This window comes from Chryseobacterium sp. LAM-KRS1 (assembly GCF_013184525.1).
Taxonomy (GTDB): Bacteria; Bacteroidota; Bacteroidia; order Flavobacteriales; family Weeksellaceae; genus Chryseobacterium; species Chryseobacterium proteolyticum.
This window is the reverse complement of record NZ_JAAOIZ010000001.1, coordinates 39,526-59,970: the sequence shown is the minus strand read 5'-3', so window position 1 is coordinate 59,970 and position 20,445 is coordinate 39,526. Positions and strand designations below refer to the sequence as shown.

18 protein-coding genes are annotated in these 20,445 nt (G+C 35.3%); 6 read left to right on the top strand and 12 right to left on the bottom strand.

Annotated elements, in window-relative coordinates; translation table 11 throughout:
• Nucleotides 1-52 precede the first annotated feature (52 nt).
• The 3 genes from obgE to G9C87_RS00260 all read left to right on the top strand — a co-directional run bounded on the left by obgE (nt 53) and on the right by G9C87_RS00260 (nt 3,586).
• Nucleotides 53-1,036 (top strand): GTPase ObgE, encoded by a 984-nt coding sequence (gene obgE, locus G9C87_RS00270; protein WP_172276611.1) that lies wholly within the window; start codon nt 53-55, stop codon nt 1,034-1,036.
• Nucleotides 1,029-2,063, top strand: a complete 1,035-nt coding sequence (locus G9C87_RS00265; RefSeq protein WP_172276608.1) for a DUF6438 domain-containing protein — start codon at nt 1,029-1,031, stop codon at nt 2,061-2,063. Before obgE ends, G9C87_RS00265 begins: the two co-directional genes overlap by 8 nt.
• Nucleotides 2,064-2,329: 266 nt before the next feature.
• Nucleotides 2,330-3,586, top strand: coding sequence for a DEAD/DEAH box helicase (locus G9C87_RS00260; protein ID WP_172276605.1), 1,257 nt, complete (start codon nt 2,330-2,332; stop codon nt 3,584-3,586).
• A 43-nt stretch (nt 3,587-3,629) separates the two neighbouring features.
• On the opposite strand, the gene G9C87_RS00255 is transcribed toward G9C87_RS00260, so the two are convergent.
• The 8 genes from G9C87_RS00255 to G9C87_RS00220 form a co-directional block, all read right to left on the bottom strand.
• Nucleotides 3,630-5,162, bottom strand: coding sequence for a hypothetical protein (locus G9C87_RS00255; RefSeq protein ID WP_172276603.1), 1,533 nt, complete (start codon nt 5,160-5,162; stop codon nt 3,630-3,632).
• A 6-nt stretch (nt 5,163-5,168) separates the two neighbouring features.
• Nucleotides 5,169-5,933: a TatD family hydrolase gene (locus G9C87_RS00250; RefSeq protein WP_172276600.1), complete on the bottom strand. Its 765-nt coding sequence runs from the start codon at nt 5,931-5,933 to the stop codon at nt 5,169-5,171.
• Between the two features lie 4 nt (nt 5,934-5,937).
• On the bottom strand, nt 5,938-6,462 hold the full coding sequence (locus G9C87_RS00245) for a DUF4269 domain-containing protein (protein ID WP_194304217.1): 525 nt from the start codon (nt 6,460-6,462) through the stop codon (nt 5,938-5,940).
• A complete protein-coding gene (locus tag G9C87_RS00240; RefSeq protein WP_172276597.1) occupies nt 6,462-7,415 on the bottom strand; it encodes a GSCFA domain-containing protein in 954 nt (317 codons plus the stop codon). Before G9C87_RS00240 ends, G9C87_RS00245 begins: the two co-directional genes overlap by 1 nt.
• 83 nt (nt 7,416-7,498) lie before the next feature.
• Entirely contained in the window at nt 7,499-8,470 is a 972-nt protein-coding gene (locus G9C87_RS00235) for a polyprenyl synthetase family protein (protein ID WP_172276595.1), read from the bottom strand.
• Nucleotides 8,471-8,574: 104 nt separating this feature from the next.
• Entirely contained in the window at nt 8,575-9,717 is a 1,143-nt protein-coding gene (locus tag G9C87_RS00230; protein WP_172276592.1) for an inorganic phosphate transporter, read from the bottom strand.
• 15 nt (nt 9,718-9,732) lie between these two features.
• A complete protein-coding gene (locus tag G9C87_RS00225) occupies nt 9,733-10,371 on the bottom strand; it encodes a DUF47 domain-containing protein (RefSeq protein ID WP_172276589.1) in 639 nt (212 codons plus the stop codon).
• A 151-nt stretch (nt 10,372-10,522) separates the two neighbouring features.
• Nucleotides 10,523-12,217, bottom strand: a complete 1,695-nt coding sequence (locus G9C87_RS00220) for a DEAD/DEAH box helicase (protein WP_172276587.1) — start codon at nt 12,215-12,217, stop codon at nt 10,523-10,525.
• Nucleotides 12,218-12,704: 487 nt separating this feature from the next.
• On the opposite strand from G9C87_RS00220, the gene G9C87_RS00215 reads away from it, so the two are divergent.
• From G9C87_RS00215 to G9C87_RS00205, 3 genes are all read left to right on the top strand, one after another.
• Nucleotides 12,705-13,370, top strand: coding sequence for a DUF2461 domain-containing protein (locus G9C87_RS00215; RefSeq protein WP_172276584.1), 666 nt, complete (start codon nt 12,705-12,707; stop codon nt 13,368-13,370).
• Nucleotides 13,371-13,545: 175 nt separating this feature from the next.
• Nucleotides 13,546-14,340 carry an FkbM family methyltransferase gene (locus G9C87_RS00210; RefSeq protein WP_172276582.1) on the top strand — a complete coding sequence of 265 codons (795 nt, stop codon included), beginning with the start codon at nt 13,546-13,548 and terminating at the stop codon, nt 14,338-14,340.
• A 9-nt stretch (nt 14,341-14,349) separates the two neighbouring features.
• Entirely contained in the window at nt 14,350-15,828 is a 1,479-nt protein-coding gene (locus tag G9C87_RS00205) for a lipopolysaccharide biosynthesis protein (protein WP_172276579.1), read from the top strand.
• On the opposite strand, the gene G9C87_RS00200 is transcribed toward G9C87_RS00205, so the two are convergent.
• The 4 genes from G9C87_RS00200 to G9C87_RS00185 form a co-directional block, all read right to left on the bottom strand.
• The gene (locus G9C87_RS00200) at nt 15,821-16,861 is read right to left on the bottom strand and encodes a hypothetical protein (RefSeq protein WP_172276577.1); all 1,041 of its coding nucleotides are present in this window, start codon (nt 16,859-16,861) and stop codon (nt 15,821-15,823) included. The genes G9C87_RS00205 and G9C87_RS00200 overlap by 8 nt on opposite strands.
• Before the next feature lie 22 nt (nt 16,862-16,883).
• Nucleotides 16,884-17,732 carry a glycosyltransferase gene (locus tag G9C87_RS00195; RefSeq protein ID WP_172276574.1) on the bottom strand — a complete coding sequence of 283 codons (849 nt, stop codon included), beginning with the start codon at nt 17,730-17,732 and terminating at the stop codon, nt 16,884-16,886.
• Between the two features lie 84 nt (nt 17,733-17,816).
• Nucleotides 17,817-19,217, bottom strand: coding sequence for an aspartate ammonia-lyase (gene aspA / locus G9C87_RS00190; RefSeq protein WP_172276572.1), 1,401 nt, complete (start codon nt 19,215-19,217; stop codon nt 17,817-17,819).
• Nucleotides 19,218-19,289: 72 nt separating this feature from the next.
• A complete protein-coding gene (locus tag G9C87_RS00185; protein WP_172276569.1) occupies nt 19,290-20,315 on the bottom strand; it encodes an N-acetylmuramoyl-L-alanine amidase in 1,026 nt (341 codons plus the stop codon).
• Between the last annotated feature and the right edge of the window lie 130 nt (nt 20,316-20,445).

The window sequence follows — 20,445 nt, the reverse complement described above, 5'->3', positions numbered from 1 at the left end:
ATATTCAAGGTTTAAACTTTGGACCTTACACATTAAACCTTGAATTAAAATTATGTCAAATTTTGTAGATTACGTAAAGATTCATTGTAAAAGCGGTCATGGAGGTGCAGGTTCTGCGCATCTTCGCCGTGAAAAATACATTCCCAAAGGTGGCCCTGATGGTGGAGACGGAGGTCGTGGAGGCCACGTTATTATGAAGGGGAATGCTCAGGAATGGACTTTACTTCCACTTCGTTATACCCGTCACGTGAAAGCGGAGCGTGGAGAAAACGGAGGAAAAAATCAGTTAACAGGAGCTTATGGTGCCGATGTTTATATAGAGGTACCTATCGGAACCATTGCCAAAAATGAAGAGGGTGAAATCATCGGTGAAATTTTAGAAGATGGTCAGGAAATCATCCTGATGGAAGGGGGAAAAGGAGGACTTGGTAACGAGCACTTTAAATCTTCAACAAACCAGACCCCACGTTACGCACAGCCGGGAATGGAGGGACAGGAAGGTTACGTGGTTTTTGAGCTTAAAATTTTAGCTGACGTAGGGCTTGTAGGTTTCCCGAATGCCGGAAAATCAACATTGTTGGCTTCCGTATCCGCGGCAAAACCTAAAATTGCTAATTACGCATTTACAACATTGACGCCTAACCTGGGAATCGTAGACTACAGAAATTACAAATCATTTGTAATGGCTGATATCCCGGGGATTATAGAAGGAGCCGCTGAAGGAAAAGGCCTTGGCCATAGATTCCTAAGACATATTGAGAGAAATTCAATTTTGTTATTCCTTATTCCGGCAGATTCTGAAGATCATTTCCAGGAGTTTAAAATTCTTGAAAATGAGCTTAAAGAATACAATCCGGAATTATTGGATAAAGACTTTATTATTTCCATTTCAAAAGCCGACCTTCTGGACGATGAACTGAAAAAAGAAATTTCAGCAGAATTTCCTGAAAACAGGCAGCCGCTGTTCTTCTCGGGTGTAACCGGTGAAGGACTTACGGAACTTAAGGATGTTATCTGGAAAAAACTACATGGATAGAACACTGTTCTTCATATTAGTTTTATTTTACCAATCCTGTTTTTCACAAAGCAGTAAGACTTTATCAAAAATTGACAGCCTCAAAACAGACATTGAGGCTGTCAATTTTATACGGTCATGTTCACAATCAAAAGATGATTTTTTATCTGAGTTTACGTTAAAAACGATCAGGAGCTTTGAAGATGATAATTTGTCACCCCTTATAAAAAGGACTGCTGATAGTCTGGGTGTTGACAAAAGTTTTTATAAAGGAGACTTTGATCATAATGGAAAAACGGATTTATTATTTATCGGGGATGACAACAGCTGTCAATCATCCAGAGGCAGTTGTAGTGCAGTTGTAAAGGTTATTTTTGATATAGACAATAAGTATATGAACAGAAGTTTACTTCTGAATCATTTTGATTTTGTAATCCCGAAATTGTCTACCATAAATGGCAAAGATTATATCTCTGTTTTCTACGATGAAGTTACCGAAGATTTTAATTCTGAGAAATACAATTTTTATCACAAAATCGTCAATAAGATTCTGACTTATAAATTTGATAATTTCGTAGAGTATAATCCGGAACCTCAAAAGTATACTATTGAAAAAATATTTTTTGAAACAGAGCCCTGTTTTGGAACCTGTCCGGTGTTTACGCTTGAATTGAGTAAAAACGGCACCTCTCAATTTATTGCCAAGACTTACAATTTTATCAACCGTAATGATTCCTTTGAAAAAATAGAAAGGAAATCCCGTAAAACTTTTGAAAAAGGTGAAGGAAAATTTACAACCCAAATAAAAGCATCGGATTTTCAAAAAATTGAAACAATTCTTGGCTATATTAATTTTCCGGAGCTTCAAGATGATTATTCCGTAAGTTGGACCGATGATCAGTTGTCAACTTTAACAATTACCTATGACAACGGGAAGATCAAAAAGATTAAAGATTATGGTTTAGTTGGAAGTTATGGATTAACAACTCTTTATAAAACCCTGTTCGACCTAAGATTCAATCAGGAATGGAAGAAGATAAAACATTAAGTCCCCCGATCATCTGATACTCGTTGATCCTATTTCTGTACATTTCAAAGATTAAAAATATCGATAACAGACCTTAATTGCGCAGGTATGGAAGTAAAATAATAAACTTCAAATATTTTAACTACCTTTGTAGCATATTTCGCGGCATTCTCAGCCCTTTCGGTAATTAATTTTACTTAAAAATTCTGTTAATCAATTTTAGCAGATTCGCTAAAAATGATGAAGTATACTACTTCGACCGCATTATTTTTAATACGCAATATATTTTGTTATTTACAGATTTAAAAATCATCAAGCCCATTTTAGATGCGCTTCAACAGGAAGGTTATGAAAAACCAACTCCTATACAGCAAAAGGCTATTCCCTCTATTTTAGAGAAAAAAGATCTACTGGGAACGGCGCAAACCGGAACCGGTAAAACTGCAGCTTTTGCTATTCCCATTCTCCAGAACCTTTCAGAACGTCCAAAGACTAATCAGATCAAAGCTTTGGTTTTAACGCCTACAAGGGAACTGGCTATTCAGATTGAAGAAAGCTTTAATGCTTACGGAAGAAATCTTCCATTAAGAAAATTAGTTATTTTCGGAGGTGTAAAACAGGGCTCACAAGAAGCAGCTTTAAGAAAAGGAGTAGACATTCTTGTAGCAACACCGGGGAGACTCCTTGACTTCATTGCACAAGGAATTATCAGTCTTAAAAACCTGGAGATATTTGTTCTGGATGAAGCTGACAGAATGCTGGATATGGGATTTGTACATGACGTTAAAAGAATTATTAAGCTTTTACCACAGAGAAGGCAAACTTTATTTTTCTCTGCAACTATGCCTCCTGAAATACAAAAGCTTGCCAATTCCATCCTCAGCAATCCGGTACAGGTAGAAGTAACGCCTGTTTCTTCGACAGCTGAAACCATTAAACAATCTGTCTATTTTGTTCAGAAAGAAGATAAATTGGGATTACTTACACATATTCTTAAAAATCATATCTCTGAATCTGTTTTGGTTTTTTCAAGAACCAAGCACGGAGCTGATAAGATTGCAAGAACATTACAAAAAAATGGCATTTCAACGGAAGCGATTCATGGGAATAAATCTCAAAATGCACGTCAAAATGCGCTAAACAACTTCAAATCCGGAAAAACCAGAGTATTGGTTGCTACAGATATTGCAGCAAGAGGAATTGATATTGATGAGCTGAAATATGTAATTAATTACGAGCTTTCTGATGTTTCCGAAACCTATGTTCACAGAATCGGAAGAACAGGAAGAGCGGGTTCGGAAGGGACTTCTTTATCTTTTGTAGATGGTCTGGATTTGCTGAACCTTAGAAATACGGAAAAACTTATCGGACTTAAAATTCCAGTGGTTAAAGACCACCCGTTCCACACCGAAAACCTGGTTGCACAAAAAAGGGATTCAAATAATAAACCTATGAATCCGGGACAGGGAAAACCTAAACCTACTCAGAAGAAAGACATTGGTTTCAAAAAGCCAAAAAATAAAAGTTTCTTTAGGAAAAAATAAAAAAAAGCTTTCAGGGTTATTCCTGAAAGCTTTTTTATTCTCGTTATTTTTCTTTTAGCTTGTAAATTGTCACCGAGTCATACTGCGCCTGCCAGGTCTTTGCAGGATTTAAATAGGTTTTCACTTTAATTAACTCATTTTCATCAAGACTGTCTATGATCTTTTTACTTAAAGTATTCCTAAAGTAAAACATATTACGATTATTTTTCTTTTTAACATCCATGCCCATAAAAGTGATTGAGTTCCTTCCTTTTTCCAGTTGACTGGGAAAGAGCATATAGTTAATTTTATTTTTTTTGAGATAATCTTTAAAACGGAGCGTATTTATTTCATTAAAAAAAGTAGAGTTGGCTACCAAAGCATCTGCCGGTATAAAATTAAAATCGGAGTAAAAAGCAAATTTACCCGGAAAATCATAAACATATATTCGAGACTTTCGGGGAACTACGTTAACCAGATCTTCTGCCAAATTCTTTACCATATCCTTTGTTTTCTTTTCAAATTTTGACTTGTTATCAAAAACGTTATGAAATATGCTTAGGTTGGTCTTGAGCTTCAAAATCCCGATTGTACATAAGAAAAATGTTGAACCCAAAGAATAAATTATAAACTTGGATCTCGCAGGTACTATTCTCAATTGAAATTTTTCAACAATATCATTGATAAAAAAGCCACAAAAAATAAATTGTGATACAAAATACCACTGTCCTGTATATGACTGGAAAAATACATTATACAATAAATGAATAAAGCTTCCGCTAATAAATAAAATTTTGACAGAGCGGTAGTGTATATTTTTAGTAAAAATCAAAAATATCAAATATGCGGAACCCACAAATAAGAATAAATCAGGGAGTAAACCAAAAGGATCATCCAGATTAGCTTTAGGAAAGGAACTTTTTATTCTGCCACTGACAGGAACCATATCTCCGAACAAATACTGATTGGAAAATAAATAAGGTCCCGCCAAAATTAAAAATCCTAAAATTACTTTAGAAATGCTTTGAAAATTCCAGTCCCGGTGTTTCCAATAAAGAAAGCCTAAAGGAATAATGATAAAAATATGATCCAGCCTTGCCAGAAAAACGAGGCTACAAATGAATCCGAACAGAAAATCGTTGGTGTATCTTTTACAAAGAAAATAAAGCAGCCAGGCAATGGTGAAAAAGGTGAGATGCGCTTCCGTTAAATATAATGATCCAAGGCTGAAAAAAATTAAGCAATACAATGCTAAGCTCAATACTTTTCCACTTACTGAATCTTTGAATAAGGTTTTTTCAAAAAATCTGTATCCCGCAATGATAAAGATAACCTGAAAAAACCATAGAATGTATACTGAGAAACTTTTACCCAAAAAATTGATCGCTTCCGCAATAACACAGAATACCATCCATAAAGGATGGAAGCCATTGGTAAGGTATAAATCATTAAACCCCATAAAGCCATTTCTGACCATATTATAGGCAATCTGTGGATAAAAATAACCATCATCAACCGGAAACTTCGCCGGATTCCATAGAAAAAACACAGCAGAAAGGAAAAGAAGATAATGGATATTTTCTTTTAAAAGCTTCATATAGGCCTAGTAATTGTAAATGTGTTTTGCATTCTGGCTTGTGATTCTGTCAATTTCAGAAAAATCTTTATTGTAGATATTCACCAGCTTTCCTACCACCAGATCAAGATAAGAACTTTCATTTCTTTTACCCCTATGAGGAACCGGAGCCAGGTAAGGAGAGTCTGTTTCCAGAACAATTTTTTCTAAAGGAATTTCTTGCAGGAACTGATCTATTTTCCCGTTTTTAAAGGTCACTACTCCACCAATTCCTAATAAAAAATTAAGATCGATAGCATGTTTTGCTTGTTCAAGGTTACCGGAAAAACAATGAAATATTCCTCTCAATTTCGGATGCTTTTTTCTTTCCAAGACTTCAAAAGTTTCATCAAAACTTTCCCTTGTATGGATTACAATAGGCAGATCCATCTCAATAGCCCAGTCGATTTGTTGTTCAAAAGCCTTTACCTGGATATCTAGAGTTGATTGATCCCAATAGAGATCAATTCCTATTTCCCCGATGGCAGGAAATGCTCTTTTATCAAGATATTCTTTAACAATTGCCAGTTCTTTTTCCCAGGATTCGGGTTTTACGTAGCAAGGGTGCAATCCCATCATTGAAAAAACCTGTCCAGGATATTCAGCTTCCAATTGAAGCATTTTTTCATGAGACTCAGAGTCAATAGCAGGAAGATAAAATTCCGTAATTCCTTTGTCTAAAGCCCTTTGAATAACCTCCTTTCTATCTTCATCAAATTCTTCAGCGTATAAATGTGTATGGGTGTCAATCATAATTTTAAAATTTTAATAGATCTTCATAAGGGTTTTCTAAATTCATTAATACACCGAAAGCCGGTTCCGTCTTTATCCCTTTCTTCTTAAGCTCTATAATCTGTTGTTTAAATTCCTCTCCTTTCTCCTGTAATATTGTGTACTCTGCTATCATATGGCGATAAGCATTTTGTTGCGTAGTCGGTTTATCTTGACCAAAAATCTCTATAGGAAACTCTTCGAGATTAAAATTGATCACAATAGATTTTTCCCCTTTTATCTTAATCTTTTCTACTTTGGAATGAATTCCTGGTGGAATAAGTTGAGAAAGGCGGATCGTTTCCAAAAAGAAATCTTCATCTTTAACTTCACAAATGATATCCAGATCGCTTCCGTCAATATCAATTTCGATAGGAATAGTTCCTGCAAGCAAGGGTGAGAAATCTTTTAGTTTTTCCAGGATCTGATATTTTGTAAGCACCAAGTGAGCCCTTTGCTGCCTCTGGTTACCGCTTTCCAAATAATCAATCTTTGTAAAGTCTGTTATCATTACTGGAATATCTTATGTTTTACCTTTTTCTGTTGAGCTTCAATTCTTTGCTTTAATTTTTCTCTAAAATCAACATATTTAGGATCTTTTTCATCTGCTGTCCTGTGTTGCAGGGCTTTATGGATTTTAAAATTTTCTTTGATAAACTCCTTTGTGTCTTCCGCAAAATAAGCAGCTCCAAATTTATCAAAGATATACTGAACAGCCTGAGAATTGGGATGAATCATATCTTCTTTATAAAAACGATAATCCCTTAAATCATCCATCAATATTTCATAAACGGGTAAATAATGACAGTTCTCAATCCCTGAAATAGCTTCATGTACTGCAGATATCAATTTTGATTTGCTTAACTGATTTTCCATCATACCGTCTTTGGTATGTCTTACGGGAGAAACCGTAAACAAAATCTGAACATCTTCTTTACAGATATCTTTCAGGCTAAAAATGGTCTGATAAATAGAATCTGTGATTTCCTGATGGGTTAGCAACCTTTTGTTAAAGAATTTTTGTGGAATTTTGTGACAATTGGCTACCAGCTTGTTTTTAGGCTGAAATTCATAAATAAAGGAGGTTCCATAGGTTATAATAACCCAATTAGTATCCTGCAAAAAGAGATTCCCTTCTTCTAAATGGCCATTGATCTTATCCAGTGTCTGATGAATATACCTTGTATCGAATTTCGTATGATGGTCAAGGGAAATAAATTCGTCATTAAACGTGATTAAATCTTCTTCTTCATAAAAGTGTGAATCATGAAGCCTTTGTATTGCGTTATTGATCGAAAACGGATTAAACAGGGTTCCAAACGGATTATTGACCGTCTGAAGCTGTCCCTGGTGAAGCAGATCCGACATCTCTGAGGCAAAACAGGAACCTATTGAAAATATTTTATCTTCAATTTCAATCTTTTTTGCAGATTCTTTGATGTCAACTTCGGTTCTGAATTTCATTGTAAATATAAGAGGCTAAAGCTAAAGGTGGAAGAAGAAGCCTAAACAACTCCTTACCAAAACCTTTAATAATCAGCGACTCATTAGCTTTCCCTTCTTAAAAGATAATTAGCGAGTTCTATGAATGGCTTTTTCTTTTCTTCAGGAATATTAATTTTTTTAAGATAACTCTGCCCTATTTCATTGTGCTTTTCAATTAAACGCAATGCTTTTTCATCTACTTTTGTTCTTCTGAAGATCTTTTCTACTCCGTACACCTTATCGATATTATCGGTTTTTTTAGAGTACCAGTGATCCAATTCTTTTCTTTCTTCCTCCGTGGCGTGTTCTCTTGCCAGAAGATAAAGTACAGTCTTCTTATTTTCATAAATGTCACCTGCATGTTTTTTTCCAAACTGAGCCTGATCTCCAAAAACGTCTAGGTAATCATCCATGATCTGGAAAGCAATTCCTATATGTTTTCCAAAATTAAAAATGGATTTGGCATCTTTAAAATTAGCTTTAGCAATTAAAGCTCCGATCTCAAAAGATGAAGCACTTAATACTCCGGTCTTATAAGTAATCATTCTGATATAATCATCGAAAGTCACATCTTCCTGTGTTTCGAAATTAATGTCGTACTGCTGTCCTTCACATAATAGGAGCCCGGTATGGGTAAATATTCGGATACAGGCTTTAAATATTTCCGGTTCAAGGTCTTCAAAAAATTTATACGCCTTCAGCATCAGCCCGTCTCCGGATAAGATCCCTACATTAATTCCATGTAAAGTATGAATAGTAGGCTTATTTCTTCTCAGAGGAGCTTCATCCATAATATCATCATGAATCAATGTGAAGTTATGGAAAAATTCAATCGCCAAAGCCGGCTTAATAGCCTGTTTAAGATCACCACCAAATAAGTCACAAGCCATCAGAACCATAATAGGTCGCAGACGTTTTCCACCATGGGAAATGATGTAATTCATCGGTTCATATAATTCCGCAGGTTTGTCTTTAAAAGTGTACTTGGTAATAGCGTCAGCAACCAGCTGTTGGTACTTGTCTAAAAATTCCATAAAATCCAATAATTTCCAACAAAAATACGATTTTTCAAATCTTTATAAAACAAAAAACTTTGCCCATTTGGACAAAGTTCAGTATTGTAATTTTAAATTAATATCTAGGAAAGAAAGGCTACCAAAAGATAAGTAACTGCCGCTACAATAGCAGAGATAGGAATCGTCAATACCCAAGCCCAAAGCAAGCTTACTGTAATCCCCCATCTTACCGCGGAAATCCTCTTCGTTAATCCAACTCCAATAATAGACCCGGTAATCGTATGTGTGGTAGATACCGGAATACCAAAATGATCGGTAATAAATAAGGTAATAGCTCCTGCAGTTTCAGCACTTACACCTTCCAGCGGAGTTACCTTTGTAATCTTGGTTCCCATTGTTTTGATGATCTTCCATCCACCACTCATTGTTCCCAGACCTATCGCCAAGAAAGAAACCAAAGGTACCCAAAGATAATGTTCTGCGAAATAATCAAATCGTCCGGCAGAAGGTATATTTAAGTATACAGGATCCTGTAAAATCTGTACATGGTAATAAATTAAAGCCGCACCGATAATTCCCATTACTTTTTGTGCATCATTCAGACCATGTCCTAGACTAAAGAGGGCTGAAGAAACAAGCTGTAATCTTTTAAAGGACTTATCTGCTTTATGAGGATTTGATCTCTTATAAAGATGAACGATAATCAATGTGATAATGATTGAAATGACCATCCCGATAACGGGTGCCATAAAAATAAACAGGAAGATCGGAATTACTTTATCAAATTTAACCACACTTTGTGTTGTAACCTGATAAAATGCCTGTTTGAAAGTATCTATAAAACCTAGATTGGGCTGAGCAGCTGCTACATCATGATAATCCAGGATGAAAGCATGCATTAAAGCCGCACCTAAGAAACCACCAATTAGGGTATGTGATGAAGAAGATGGTATACCAAACCACCATGTTAAAAGGTTCCAGGCAATAGCTGCCACAAGACCTGAAAATATTACCTCCAGGGTAATAAAGTTTTCATTAACGGTTTTGGCAATCGTATTACCAATTTTAAATTCTCCAATGATGTATGCTGCGATAAAAAAGGCTGCAAAATTCCATAGTGCCGCCCAAAGCACAGCCTGAAAAGGAGTTAAAACTTTTGTAGAAACAATAGTAGCAATTGAATTGGCCGCATCATGAAAACCATTAATATAATCGAAAATTAAAGCTAAAGCAATAATAACCGTAAGTAAAATCGGAAATTCCATTTTTTGTTATATTGTTTATGCGTATTTGATCATAATGTTTTCAATAGTATTAGCTACATCTTCAGCTTTGTCGGTTACTATTTCAAGATAATTAAGTACAGATGAAACTTTGATGATATTGATAGCGTCGTTTGTTTCAAACAATTCTACCATTGAGTTGGAAAGTAAGTCGTCAGCAATATTCTCAATAGAGTTTACTTTGATACAAGCTTCTTTCACCTGATCCATATTTTTGAATCCTTTCAGGTTTTTCATTGCATTCTGAATTTCAAGACATGCCTTATGAATCAACAATGAGAAGTCTGCATATGCCTTCATTAAAGGCGATTTATATAAGAAAATATATTTTGTTGAAGCGTAGATATAATCTGCGATATCATCTAAACCTGTGGCCAAAGTGTGAATATCTTCACGGTCAAAAGGAGTTATAAAGTTTTTTCCAAGCTCAATAAAGATTTCGTGCGTAAGCTCATCATTTTTGTGTTCGTAGTCGCTCATTTTCTTCAACATAGAGTCGTCATTAAGGTCAAAATCTTTCACCCCGTTGTTGAACTCTTCAGACATTGCTACTAGATTTTCAGTTACTTTTTCGAAAAGCACGAAGAAGATTTTATCTTTAGGCTGAAAAGCGTGGAAAATATTACCAATTCCCATTTTTAAGTATTTATAATTCGTCTGCAAATTTCCTAAAAAAGCACCTTACCAAAAAGTATATAACATTAAGTTTTGTTAACATTGGTTTAAGTGCTGATTATCAAACAAAAAAACCGGCTATAAGCCGGTTTATATTATATAAAAATGAGTTTTAATTAGCTTCTTCAGCTCTCATATCTTTTCCTCTGAATTTCATTGAAGAAATATTATTCAAAAGCTCTCCCTTAAATGATTTCTCAATTTCAAAGAATGAGAATTTCTCTAAAATTTCAATATCACCAATTTCAGCTCTCTTTTTACCATTTCCGGCAGTTGCTTTATTGATAATATCCAAAACATCCAGTTTCTTCAATTGATCTTTCTTTCCAAGGTTGAAGAAGAATCTTACCATATCTTCATTCTTTCTTCTAGGTTTTCCTCCACGATCTCTTCTGTCTCCACCTCTGCTATCACGGTCTCTTCCTCTGTCTCGGTCACGATCTCTTCCTCTGTCTCTTCTTGAGTAATCATCATCTCTGGTACTGAATTTCTGTTCAGCAAGATCATGCTTATCTTTATAGTACAATGCAAGATCTTTCAACTGGAACTGCAGTAACTGATGTACCAACTCTTCTTTCGTGAATTTGCTAAGATCCGGAATCAAGCTGTCGTCAAACTCAAATAAGTCTTCATGCTCCGTAAATAGCTTTTCGAAAACGCCTCCTACCTGTGCTTTGATGATATCATCACCTGTAGGGATTGTTTTTTCAACAATATCAATCTTTGTTGTTGATTTAATCTGTTTTAGCTTTCTGCTTTCTTCAGGTTTAATCAAAGCCATAGAAATACCGTCTTTTCCAGCTCTACCCGTTCTACCACTTCTGTGAACGAATACTTCAGGATCATCAGGTAGAGAGTAATGGATAACGTGAGTTAGTGAGTTCACATCCAAACCTCTTGCTGCTACATCGGTAGCCACCAAAATGTCGATATTTTTCAATCTGAATTTCTTCATTACCGTATCTCTCTGCGCCTGAGAAAGATCACCATGAAGTGCATCAGCTGCATAACCGTTCTGCATTAAGAAATCTGCCACTTCCTGAGTTTCCATTCTTGTTCTACAGAAAATAATGGAATACTGATTAGGGTTTGCGTCAATTAATCTCTTTAGAGCTTCTTTTTTATTACGATATCCTACCACATAGTATTCGTGCTTAATGTTCTTTTTAACTTCGTTAATAGAACCCACTGAAATACGGTGAGGTTTTGTAAGATAATTTTTAGAAATTCTTTCCACTTCTTTATTCATCGTTGCAGAGAATAAGAAAGTTTGTTTTGTTTCAGGAGTTTCACTTAAAATTGTTTCCAATTCATCTTTGAAACCCATTGAAAGCATTTCGTCAGCTTCATCTAAAACCAACCAATGGATCGCAGAAAAATCAAGTGCTTTTCTGTTAATCAAATCAATTACTCTTCCAGGAGTACCTACAATAATTTGTGGTTTTTCCTTCAAAGAACGTATTTGGTCCATAATACTGCTACCTCCGTACACTGCTGTAGATTTGATATTCTGCATGTACTTAGAGTAATTCTTTATGTCTTTAGAAATCTGAAGACATAATTCCCGTGTCGGACAAAGCACCAATAGTTGGATTTTGCGACTCGTATCGTCAATCATATCCAAAATCGGAAGCGAAAAAGCTGCTGTTTTGCCTGTCCCAGTTTGCGCAAGTGCGATCAAGTCGCGTATATCTGAAAGAATAAAAGGGATAGTCTGTTTTTGGATTTCTGTCGGGCTTTCATAACCCATTTCGCCAATAGCCTTAAGGATGTCAGGACTTAAATTGGACTCCGTAAATAAATTCATTAAATATTTTAAAATTTTTGCAAAGATACAATTAATATTTGACTTTATTTTGAATAAAGTGTTAAATAACGAATCTTAATTTCAGAATACTTTAATATATTTTTAATTTTTAAAAAATTAAACGCAAAAAATAAACCGTTATGTTAAAAAAATATTAAACAATATTTTTTTTTGTTAAATTGGATTGATTTTTTCGTAGAGATTAATGAATTTTCAAAAATAAAATCAGGAATTATAATTTTTTTATTTTAATATTCCCGAAAATTGCATGAAATATGTAAAAGAAAGATCTTCAATTATTGTTGTGAGACTTTCTGTTATGCAAACACCATTTGCCATTTCACAACGGGATTTTTTATCGTATTTGCTGTCTTGCCATAAAAAGATAGTTTCTGCACATCATCCTGTTTTAATGCTTCAAATCCTGATCGGATTGAGGCATTGACATATGAATAGATTTACTTAAATTTGATTAAAATAAAAAAACATGTCCGCCACCATTTCTACAAAAACCTTTGATTTTCTCAAAAAATTATCCAAAAATAACAACCGCGAGTGGTTTAATGAAAATAAACATCTTTACACCGAATCACAGGAAAATGTGGTTGCATTTCTGGAAGACCTTATTAAAGAAATGTCGGCGTTCGATGGAGAGCTTGCTAAAATAGATGCTAAAAAAGCTCTATTCCGGATTTACAGAGATACCCGTTTTTCAAAAGATAAAATACCTTATAAAACAAACTTTGGAGCGTCATTAGGAATGGGAAAAGGAAGCCAGAAAGGAGGTTACTATCTTCACCTGGAACCGGGAAAGTCTTTTTTGGCAGGAGGTATTTATATGCCTGAATCATCAGTTTTAAAAGAAGTACGAAAAGAGATCTCCTTATATGCTGATGACTTTATTAAAATTGTTAATAACAAAGATTTTAAAAAGCATTTCCCTGAACTGGATCAAAGTGACCAGTTAAAAAAGATACCCCAGGGATTCGAGAAAGAAGATCCGATGGCAGAATATTTAAAACTGAAAAATTTTATTGTTGTGTACAACATCAAGGATGAAACAGTTTTGGATAAAAATGCCGTTAAGGAGCTAACCAAAGTTTTCAAACTTATGAAGCCATTCAATGATTTTCTCAATACCCCTTTTCTGTAACTACAAGAATCTATTTTAAACATGCCTGAAATAAAAGAATTACAACCAGTTACACATTCTTTTAAAATAAAACAGACATGTATATATTAATTGAAAATCAATGCGTTAGATTTAAACAAAATTAACATGAGTTTAACATTTTTGATTATCTTTGCTTTCTGTCAAATAATCAAGGATGTCTTTATACCAAAGAATTGCAGAAAACTTACAGTACATCAGTCCAAGTTTTTATAAAAGCAGATATTTTAAAAGTTTACATCACCTTTCAAAGGATAACTTTTCAGCACGAAATGTAGAACCGGAGCTGGTGTGGATCAAAGAATATCTGTCGGAAGACGATGTGATTCTTGATATTGGTGCCAATGTAGGTACATTTTTATACCAGCTGGAACATAAACTCAAACCTCAGCATATTTATGCTTTTGAGCCTAACTATAAATTGTATACCCGCTTAAAAAGATTGTTTCCTTCTATGAATCTTCTTTCTTTAGCACTTTCGGATGAAAATACAGTTGCTGAGTTTAAAGTTCCCATCATCAATGGAAAAATGGTAGCTTCAAGGGGAACACTGAATACTTCGTATAAGGAAAAAGGTGAGGAAAAGAGTTACACAGAAAAAGTAACGGTCACAAAATTGGACGACTGGGCAGAAAAAGAACATCTTAAAAAACTGGATTTCGTCAAGATAGATGTTGAAGGAAATGAGATGAAAACCCTGTTCGGTGGAAAGAAAACCATCCTAAAGTTCCTACCAACCCTTATGGTGGAAATGGAACAAAGACATCATGACAAGCCTATTTGGGGAGAGATTTCCGAAGTAGAAAGCTGGGGTTATGAAGCGCATTATTTAGACCGATCCCTTTTCAGGCTTGAAAAGCTTACGGAGGAAATTTTGGTCCGAAATACAAGTGACGAAAAAAACAAAACGGAATATATCAACAACATTATTTTTATACCCAAAACCTTTTAAAATATCTTTATGAGTGTAGTAGCAAGACAAGGATTCAAATATTCCATTATCGGTTATATAGGCTTCTTGTTAGGTACCGTATCAGCCATATTCATCTTTCCGAGCAATTTTGAATTTTACGGAAAGCTTCGCTACATTTTGCCTACTGCAGAAATGCTTGTTCCCTTTGTTGTATTGGGAATTTCTTATTCTAACGTTAAATTTTTCCACAGGGTAGAAAAGGATGGCAAAAAGCAAAATATGCTTTCCATCTCATTGCTCACCATTCTGATTAATTTTGCAGTATTTGCTATTGTTTTCTTCATCATTCCGTTGATTTATCCCAAGTTTACAAAGCTTGAAGCCTGGAAAAGTAAGGAAATTATTTTACCTATGGTTTTGATTTTATCACTCTGCGCCCTATTCAATAAATACACTTCAAATTATAAGAGAATTGTTGTCTCCAATATCTTCGACAATATTTTCCCTAAAATAGCAAACCTAGGAGCCTTCTGCCTTTTTTCATATTTACTTGTGTCTCAACGGATCGCTTTTGCCTTTTTCTTTGGTATGTTCGCATTGATGCTCTTAGGGTATATTTATTATACGAACAGGTTAGAAAAGATTAAACTCGACTTCAGTACCGACTATTTCAAAAAAAATAATTTCTGGAAAGAATTTACGAACTACAGTTTCTTCGGTTTTTTAGGAACCTTTGGAAATTACCTGGCGATTAACAGTTTCATGATCGGTGAATTCATGGGAATGGAAGAGAATGGGATCTACGCTGTCCTGTACGCGCTGATTTCGCTCATCTCTATTCCACAACTGGGATTATTTAATATTTCTGCTCCGATCATCAGCAAAACATTAGCGGAAGGGAATATGGAAGAACTGGACAGATTTCATAAAAAAACCTCACTATCATTATATTTTCTAGGGGCCATATTATTTTCCTGCATTATGGTAGGGTTCCCATTTCTTACTCAGTTCATGCCCAAGAACGGAACAATGCTCAGGGAATATGAACCTGTAGTCTGGATTTGGGGTTCAGCGGTTTTAATAGATCTCGCAACAGGATTCAACGGAAATATTATTTCTCTTTCAAAATACTATCGTTTCAACATCGTAGTTATGCTTCTTCTCGCAGGCTTAACAATAGGACTTAACTATTATTTCATTAAGCATACCGATCTGAAATTAATTGGAATTGCCTTGTCGACGGCCATTTCATTAACTACTTATAATGTCATTAAAATAGCCTTTAATTATTTCGTGTTTAAGGTTTCACCCTTATCTATTGAGATGATCTTTGTGTCTATTATCTGTACGTTAGCAATTACCGTGGCTATTGTATTGCCTACTTTCAATAATAATTTCATTAACCTGATCTACAAACCAAGCGTGGTTTTGGTGCTTATTTATATCGGAAATTATTTCACAAAAATATTCCCTGTTGAGGATTATCTGAACGCAGCTTTCATCAAAGGGATATTTAAGTTTAAATAAGACCATTTAAAACATCCCCGAGCTTTTTCCGGATACTTTCTTTACTATAGTTCTTATGAAAGTCAAAACTCTGTCTTTTAAGCTGTTGAAACTGCTCGGCAATGTTCTCATTTTCCGGAATGATAAAATCCAATTGCGAGGAATAGTTTTTAGGAAAAACAGCCAATTTTCCATATTTGATCGCATCTCCGACATTTCCGGTCATTTTGGTTTTTCCGTAAATCTCTTTCTGACTGAAAAATTCAGTTTGCTGCTGAACAGGACACCATAATACATCTGCTTTTGCCATCCATAGGTCATAATCTTCTGCCGAAACCCTTTCTTTAAAATAATGTATGGTAATATTGGCAGGTAAATTCCCGGATAATTTTTCAAGCGCTTTCAATTCTTCACCCTGAGCTTTCCCAAGAAATATAAAAGTGAATCTTTGATCTGTTTTTAAAGTCCGGATTGTTTTAAAAATATGATCATAATTCCTTCTTTTCTGAGAGACTCCTCCTGGAATTACAATATTGACATCATCCTGTTGAACCCTATTAAAATTGGAAGTATAAAACAGGGGAAGAAACTGATATTTACCCGTACAGAGCGCATTATCCAACACAAGAAGATGACCTGCATGCTGGTAAACTTTTGAAGAATAGAAAAGACCTTCTTTCCACCATAATTTAAGCCTGTAAATAAAGTCTTCTTTGAAAATACTTTTGATTAAGCTTAATTTTGAGGATTGAGGAAAATTCAGGTTATGGGTAATAACAGCAGCTTTATATTTCTGAACAATCGCGAGGAAAGTACTGAAATAACGATGTGCCGTCCCGATGATAATGATATCATAATTTTTTGCTTTCAGCTGATCACTGATCATGGAACTGTCAGACAAAAAAATCGTTTCGCCATCTTCCTTAATTTGATCTTTGATTTTTTTTGAAAAATAATAGTCTACCGTAAACTCTTCCGAACCTTTCATAATATCCATGAAAGCACGGGCAATTTCAGCATGTGTATCTATTTCTATGTAAGCTATGTTTTTCAAAATGTTTTTATTTATTTTATCCTCAAAGCCATTTCTTTTTTAAAGTCTCCCATCGTTTATTGTTAATAACCTTTTGTTCTTCTTTGCTGATTTTCAGTTCCAGTTTTTTAGACCTGCAGCTTTCATAGGCTTTAATGATAGAGAAAAAAAATGACACAGATCTGATTTTCATCGCTTCCTTTAAGGATGCAACATATGCCAGAAATCTGTTTAGCCCAAGAAAGTAAAAATAACGTCCGTAATAATCCGATTCCCTGACTGTATAATCAGCTCCTTTTACTTTAATCAACTTTACTTTTAATTCCGGTAGAACGACTTCTTTCCATCCTAAATGCTCCAATAGTATAGAGTCTATATTATCCCAGCCCAATGTTTCCCTTAATCCACCGATCTCAAGAAAGCATTCTTTGCGGTACGCCTTCAACGGGCCCCTGACATGATTTTTATTTGAATTTCCCTCATAAACCCAATCTCCTTCTTTTTCTACATACAGCAGACCACCTACCAAACCGTATTTGGGGTTATTGCTGAAAGATTTTTCTATTGTTTCAAGATAATTTTCGTCCAAAATAATATCCGCATCAAACTTGCAGATTATATCAAAATGATCCAAATCCTGAGTTTCTAACCCTTTTTTAAAAGCATTAACTACTTTGGAACCCGGCTGATGAGCCGACTTCTGCAGGTTGACAGTTTCAAAACGGGAATCTGTATCTGTATATCGTTTAATAATTTCAGGGGTATGGTCTGTGGAGCCATCATTGGTAACCACAACTTTGAAATCCTTATAACGTTGTTGCTGTAAAGAATCCAGGGTAAATGGAAGATGATCCTCTTCGTTGTGTGCAGGAATTATAATTAAAAACCTCAATGTCCGGTTGTATTAAAAAGATCCCCACCTGAATATTTTCAGATGAAGATCTTATATTATTTTATTCTTAGGTAATAACCAATTTTATTTGTTATGCGGCATCAGCATGTTCTTAGGATCAAGAATTTCATCAAGCTTCTCCTGAGTAAGCACTCCTTTTTCAAGTACAAGGTTGTATACACTTTTTCCTGTCTCCAATGCTTCTTTAGCGATTTGTGTCGATTGTTTGTATCCAATGTAAGGATTAAGTGCAGTCACAATACCAATGCTGTGTTTTACCATATTCAAACAAACTTCCTTATTAGCGGTAATGCCAACTATACATTTTGTACGAAGTGTATCCAAAGCGTTGGAAAGGAAATTAATGTTCTCCATAATCGCATGAGAAAGTACCGGCTCCATTACATTCAGTTGCAACTGTCCTGCTTCGGCAGCAAAAGTTACCGTAAGGTCATTTCCTATTACCTTAAAGCATACTTGGTTTACCACTTCAGGAATCACAGGGTTTACTTTCCCCGGCATGATCGATGATCCCGGCTGCATTGGAGGTAGATTAATTTCAAAAAGACCCGCTCTCGGACCTGAAGTTAACAACCTTAAATCATTACATATCTTGGATAGTTTTACCGCAAGACGTTTCATAGCAGAAGAATAAATCACATAAGATCCCGTATCCGGAGTTGCTTCTACAAGGTTTGGTGCGGAAACAATCGGAAAACCGGTCAGCTGAGCCAGATTTTTAGCACAAAGAGAGGCATAGCCGATCGGAGCATTAATCCCTGTTCCAATAGCAGTCGCTCCCATATTGACCTCAACAAAGAGATCGGCATTATTATTCAGTTTAGAAATATCTTCTTCCAGATTAGCAGCAAATGCTTCAAATTCCTGTCCTAAAGTCATAGGAACCGCATCCTGAAGCTGAGTTCTGCCCATTTTAATAACATCGTGAAACTCCTCTCCTTTAGCACGAAAAGCGGCTACTATTTTTTCCAGTTTTTCAACCAATCGTACATTCATACGTAAAAGTCCAACTTTAATAGCTGTAGGATAAGCATCGTTGGTAGATTGGGAAAGATTGATATGATCGTTTGGCGAACAATACTGATATTCTCCTTTGTTCTTTCCTAATTTTTCTAAAACCCTGTTGGCGATTACCTCATTCGCATTCATGTTGATCGAAGTACCGGCTCCTCCCTGAATCATGTCCACAGGGAACTGTTCATGAAGTTGTCCATCAATGATCTCATCACATGTTTCTGCAATCTTGAAATAAAGATCTTCTTCCAAAAGGCCTAATTCATAATTAGTCTTAGCCGCAGCTTTTTTTACAAAAGCCAATCCTTTAATAAAATCAGGATATGAAGACAGAAGCTGTCCCGAAATTTTGAAGTTATCGATCGCTCTCTGGGTTTGCACTCCATAATAAGCGTCCACCGGCACGTTAAGTTCTCCCAGCAAATCGCTTTCTTTTCTGAAATTTTCCATTACAGATTTTCTATTTTTTTATCGTTTAAATATAGCAAAAACGCATCGTTAACAGATGCGCTTTTTTTCATTTTATTTTACCGGATACTTCTGATTGAGAGCCTGCAATATGGCCCAGGTCTCAGCATCCATTATTCCATCATAATTCTGAGGGCGGAAATGATATTGAAAAGCCTCAATGGTTTTCTTTGTTGCATCATCCCATTTTCCGCTCGGCTCAATCCCGTACCCGAACTTCTGAAGTGCTGTCTGAATTAAAAAGATAAATGACGGCTCATTATATCGGGTTGTAAAATCGGTTTGTGCCAGTTCAAAGATACTTTGTTTTGCTGCTTCATCGTACCACATTCCTATCTGATATTCGTCATATAATTTTTTCCATGGAAACATTGGTCCCGGATCCTGTTTTCTGGTTGGTGCAATATCGGAGTGGGCCAAAACATTGGTCGCCGGAATCTGGTATCTGGTAGCAATATCTTTTGCTAATGCAGCTACCTTTCTTACTTGTTCATCACTAAACGGGGCAAAAATCCTTTTTCCGGTCCCATCAGTAGTATATCCGGTATTTACAATTTCAATTCCAATCGAATTATCATTAAGGTTTTTATCATTCCTCCAAGAGCTTATCCCTGCATGATACGCCCGTTTATTTTCATCTACCAGTTGATAAATCTGATTATCCCCTATATTATTAACAAGATAATGTGCACTCACCGCTTGCTGGGTAAGCACAGTTATGGATTTATCATCCGGTAAAGCAGTATAGTGTAATATTAAATATCTCTGTCTGAAATTTTGCGCTATCGCAGGAAAATAGGTTTTTACTACTTTATATCCGGCCGGTTTTGCGGAGACAATGGAGCCGTAACTTGCTGTATTATCATTTTTGGTAGGATCTGCAATATTGGTTGTAAAAAACTCTACTCCATGATCACTTGTAATTTGTGGTTTCGGCTTTTCTGCAACAGGAGTTTTAACTACGGTTTTTGGCTGTGTCACTGGATTTTTCGGCTTATATGTTGTTTTCACAACTTTCTTCTGAGGGGCACAAGAAAAAACAAAAGCGGTTAATCCGATGATATATAATGTTTTACGCATTAGTCTAATTTTTTAATCATTTATTAGCTCAAAAATACGCAAAATTTTCTTGAAATTTATTTGGTAAATAAAGAAATCTATTCTATATTTGCACTCGCAATAACGGAATAACGATCATTAAAAAATAAAG

What these genes read in the sequence shown, in the direction of transcription:
- G9C87_RS00265 (WP_172276608.1), top strand. Translation starts at nt 1,029, where the DNA reads ATGGATAGAACACTGTTCTTCATATTAGTTTTATTTTACCAATCCTGT.
- G9C87_RS00215 (WP_172276584.1), top strand. Translation starts at nt 12,705, where the DNA reads ATGTCCGCCACCATTTCTACAAAAACCTTTGATTTTCTCAAAAAATTA.
- G9C87_RS00255 (WP_172276603.1), bottom strand. Translation starts at nt 5,162, where the DNA reads ATGAAGCTTTTAAAAGAAAATATCCATTATCTTCTTTTCCTTTCTGCT.
- aspA (WP_172276572.1), bottom strand. Translation starts at nt 19,217, where the DNA reads ATGGAAAATTTCAGAAAAGAAAGCGATTTGCTGGGAGAACTTAACGTG.
- G9C87_RS00220 (WP_172276587.1), bottom strand. Translation starts at nt 12,217, where the DNA reads ATGAATTTATTTACGGAGTCCAATTTAAGTCCTGACATCCTTAAGGCT.
- G9C87_RS00205 (WP_172276579.1), top strand. Translation starts at nt 14,350, where the DNA reads ATGAGTGTAGTAGCAAGACAAGGATTCAAATATTCCATTATCGGTTAT.
- obgE (WP_172276611.1), top strand. Translation starts at nt 53, where the DNA reads ATGTCAAATTTTGTAGATTACGTAAAGATTCATTGTAAAAGCGGTCAT.
- G9C87_RS00235 (WP_172276595.1), bottom strand. Translation starts at nt 8,470, where the DNA reads ATGGAATTTTTAGACAAGTACCAACAGCTGGTTGCTGACGCTATTACC.
- G9C87_RS00240 (WP_172276597.1), bottom strand. Translation starts at nt 7,415, where the DNA reads ATGAAATTCAGAACCGAAGTTGACATCAAAGAATCTGCAAAAAAGATT.
- G9C87_RS00230 (WP_172276592.1), bottom strand. Translation starts at nt 9,717, where the DNA reads ATGGAATTTCCGATTTTACTTACGGTTATTATTGCTTTAGCTTTAATT.
- G9C87_RS00210 (WP_172276582.1), top strand. Translation starts at nt 13,546, where the DNA reads ATGTCTTTATACCAAAGAATTGCAGAAAACTTACAGTACATCAGTCCA.
- G9C87_RS00185 (WP_172276569.1), bottom strand. Translation starts at nt 20,315, where the DNA reads ATGCGTAAAACATTATATATCATCGGATTAACCGCTTTTGTTTTTTCT.
- G9C87_RS00225 (WP_172276589.1), bottom strand. Translation starts at nt 10,371, where the DNA reads ATGGGAATTGGTAATATTTTCCACGCTTTTCAGCCTAAAGATAAAATC.
- G9C87_RS00245 (WP_194304217.1), bottom strand. Translation starts at nt 6,462, where the DNA reads ATGATAACAGACTTTACAAAGATTGATTATTTGGAAAGCGGTAACCAG.
- G9C87_RS00250 (WP_172276600.1), bottom strand. Translation starts at nt 5,933, where the DNA reads ATGATTGACACCCATACACATTTATACGCTGAAGAATTTGATGAAGAT.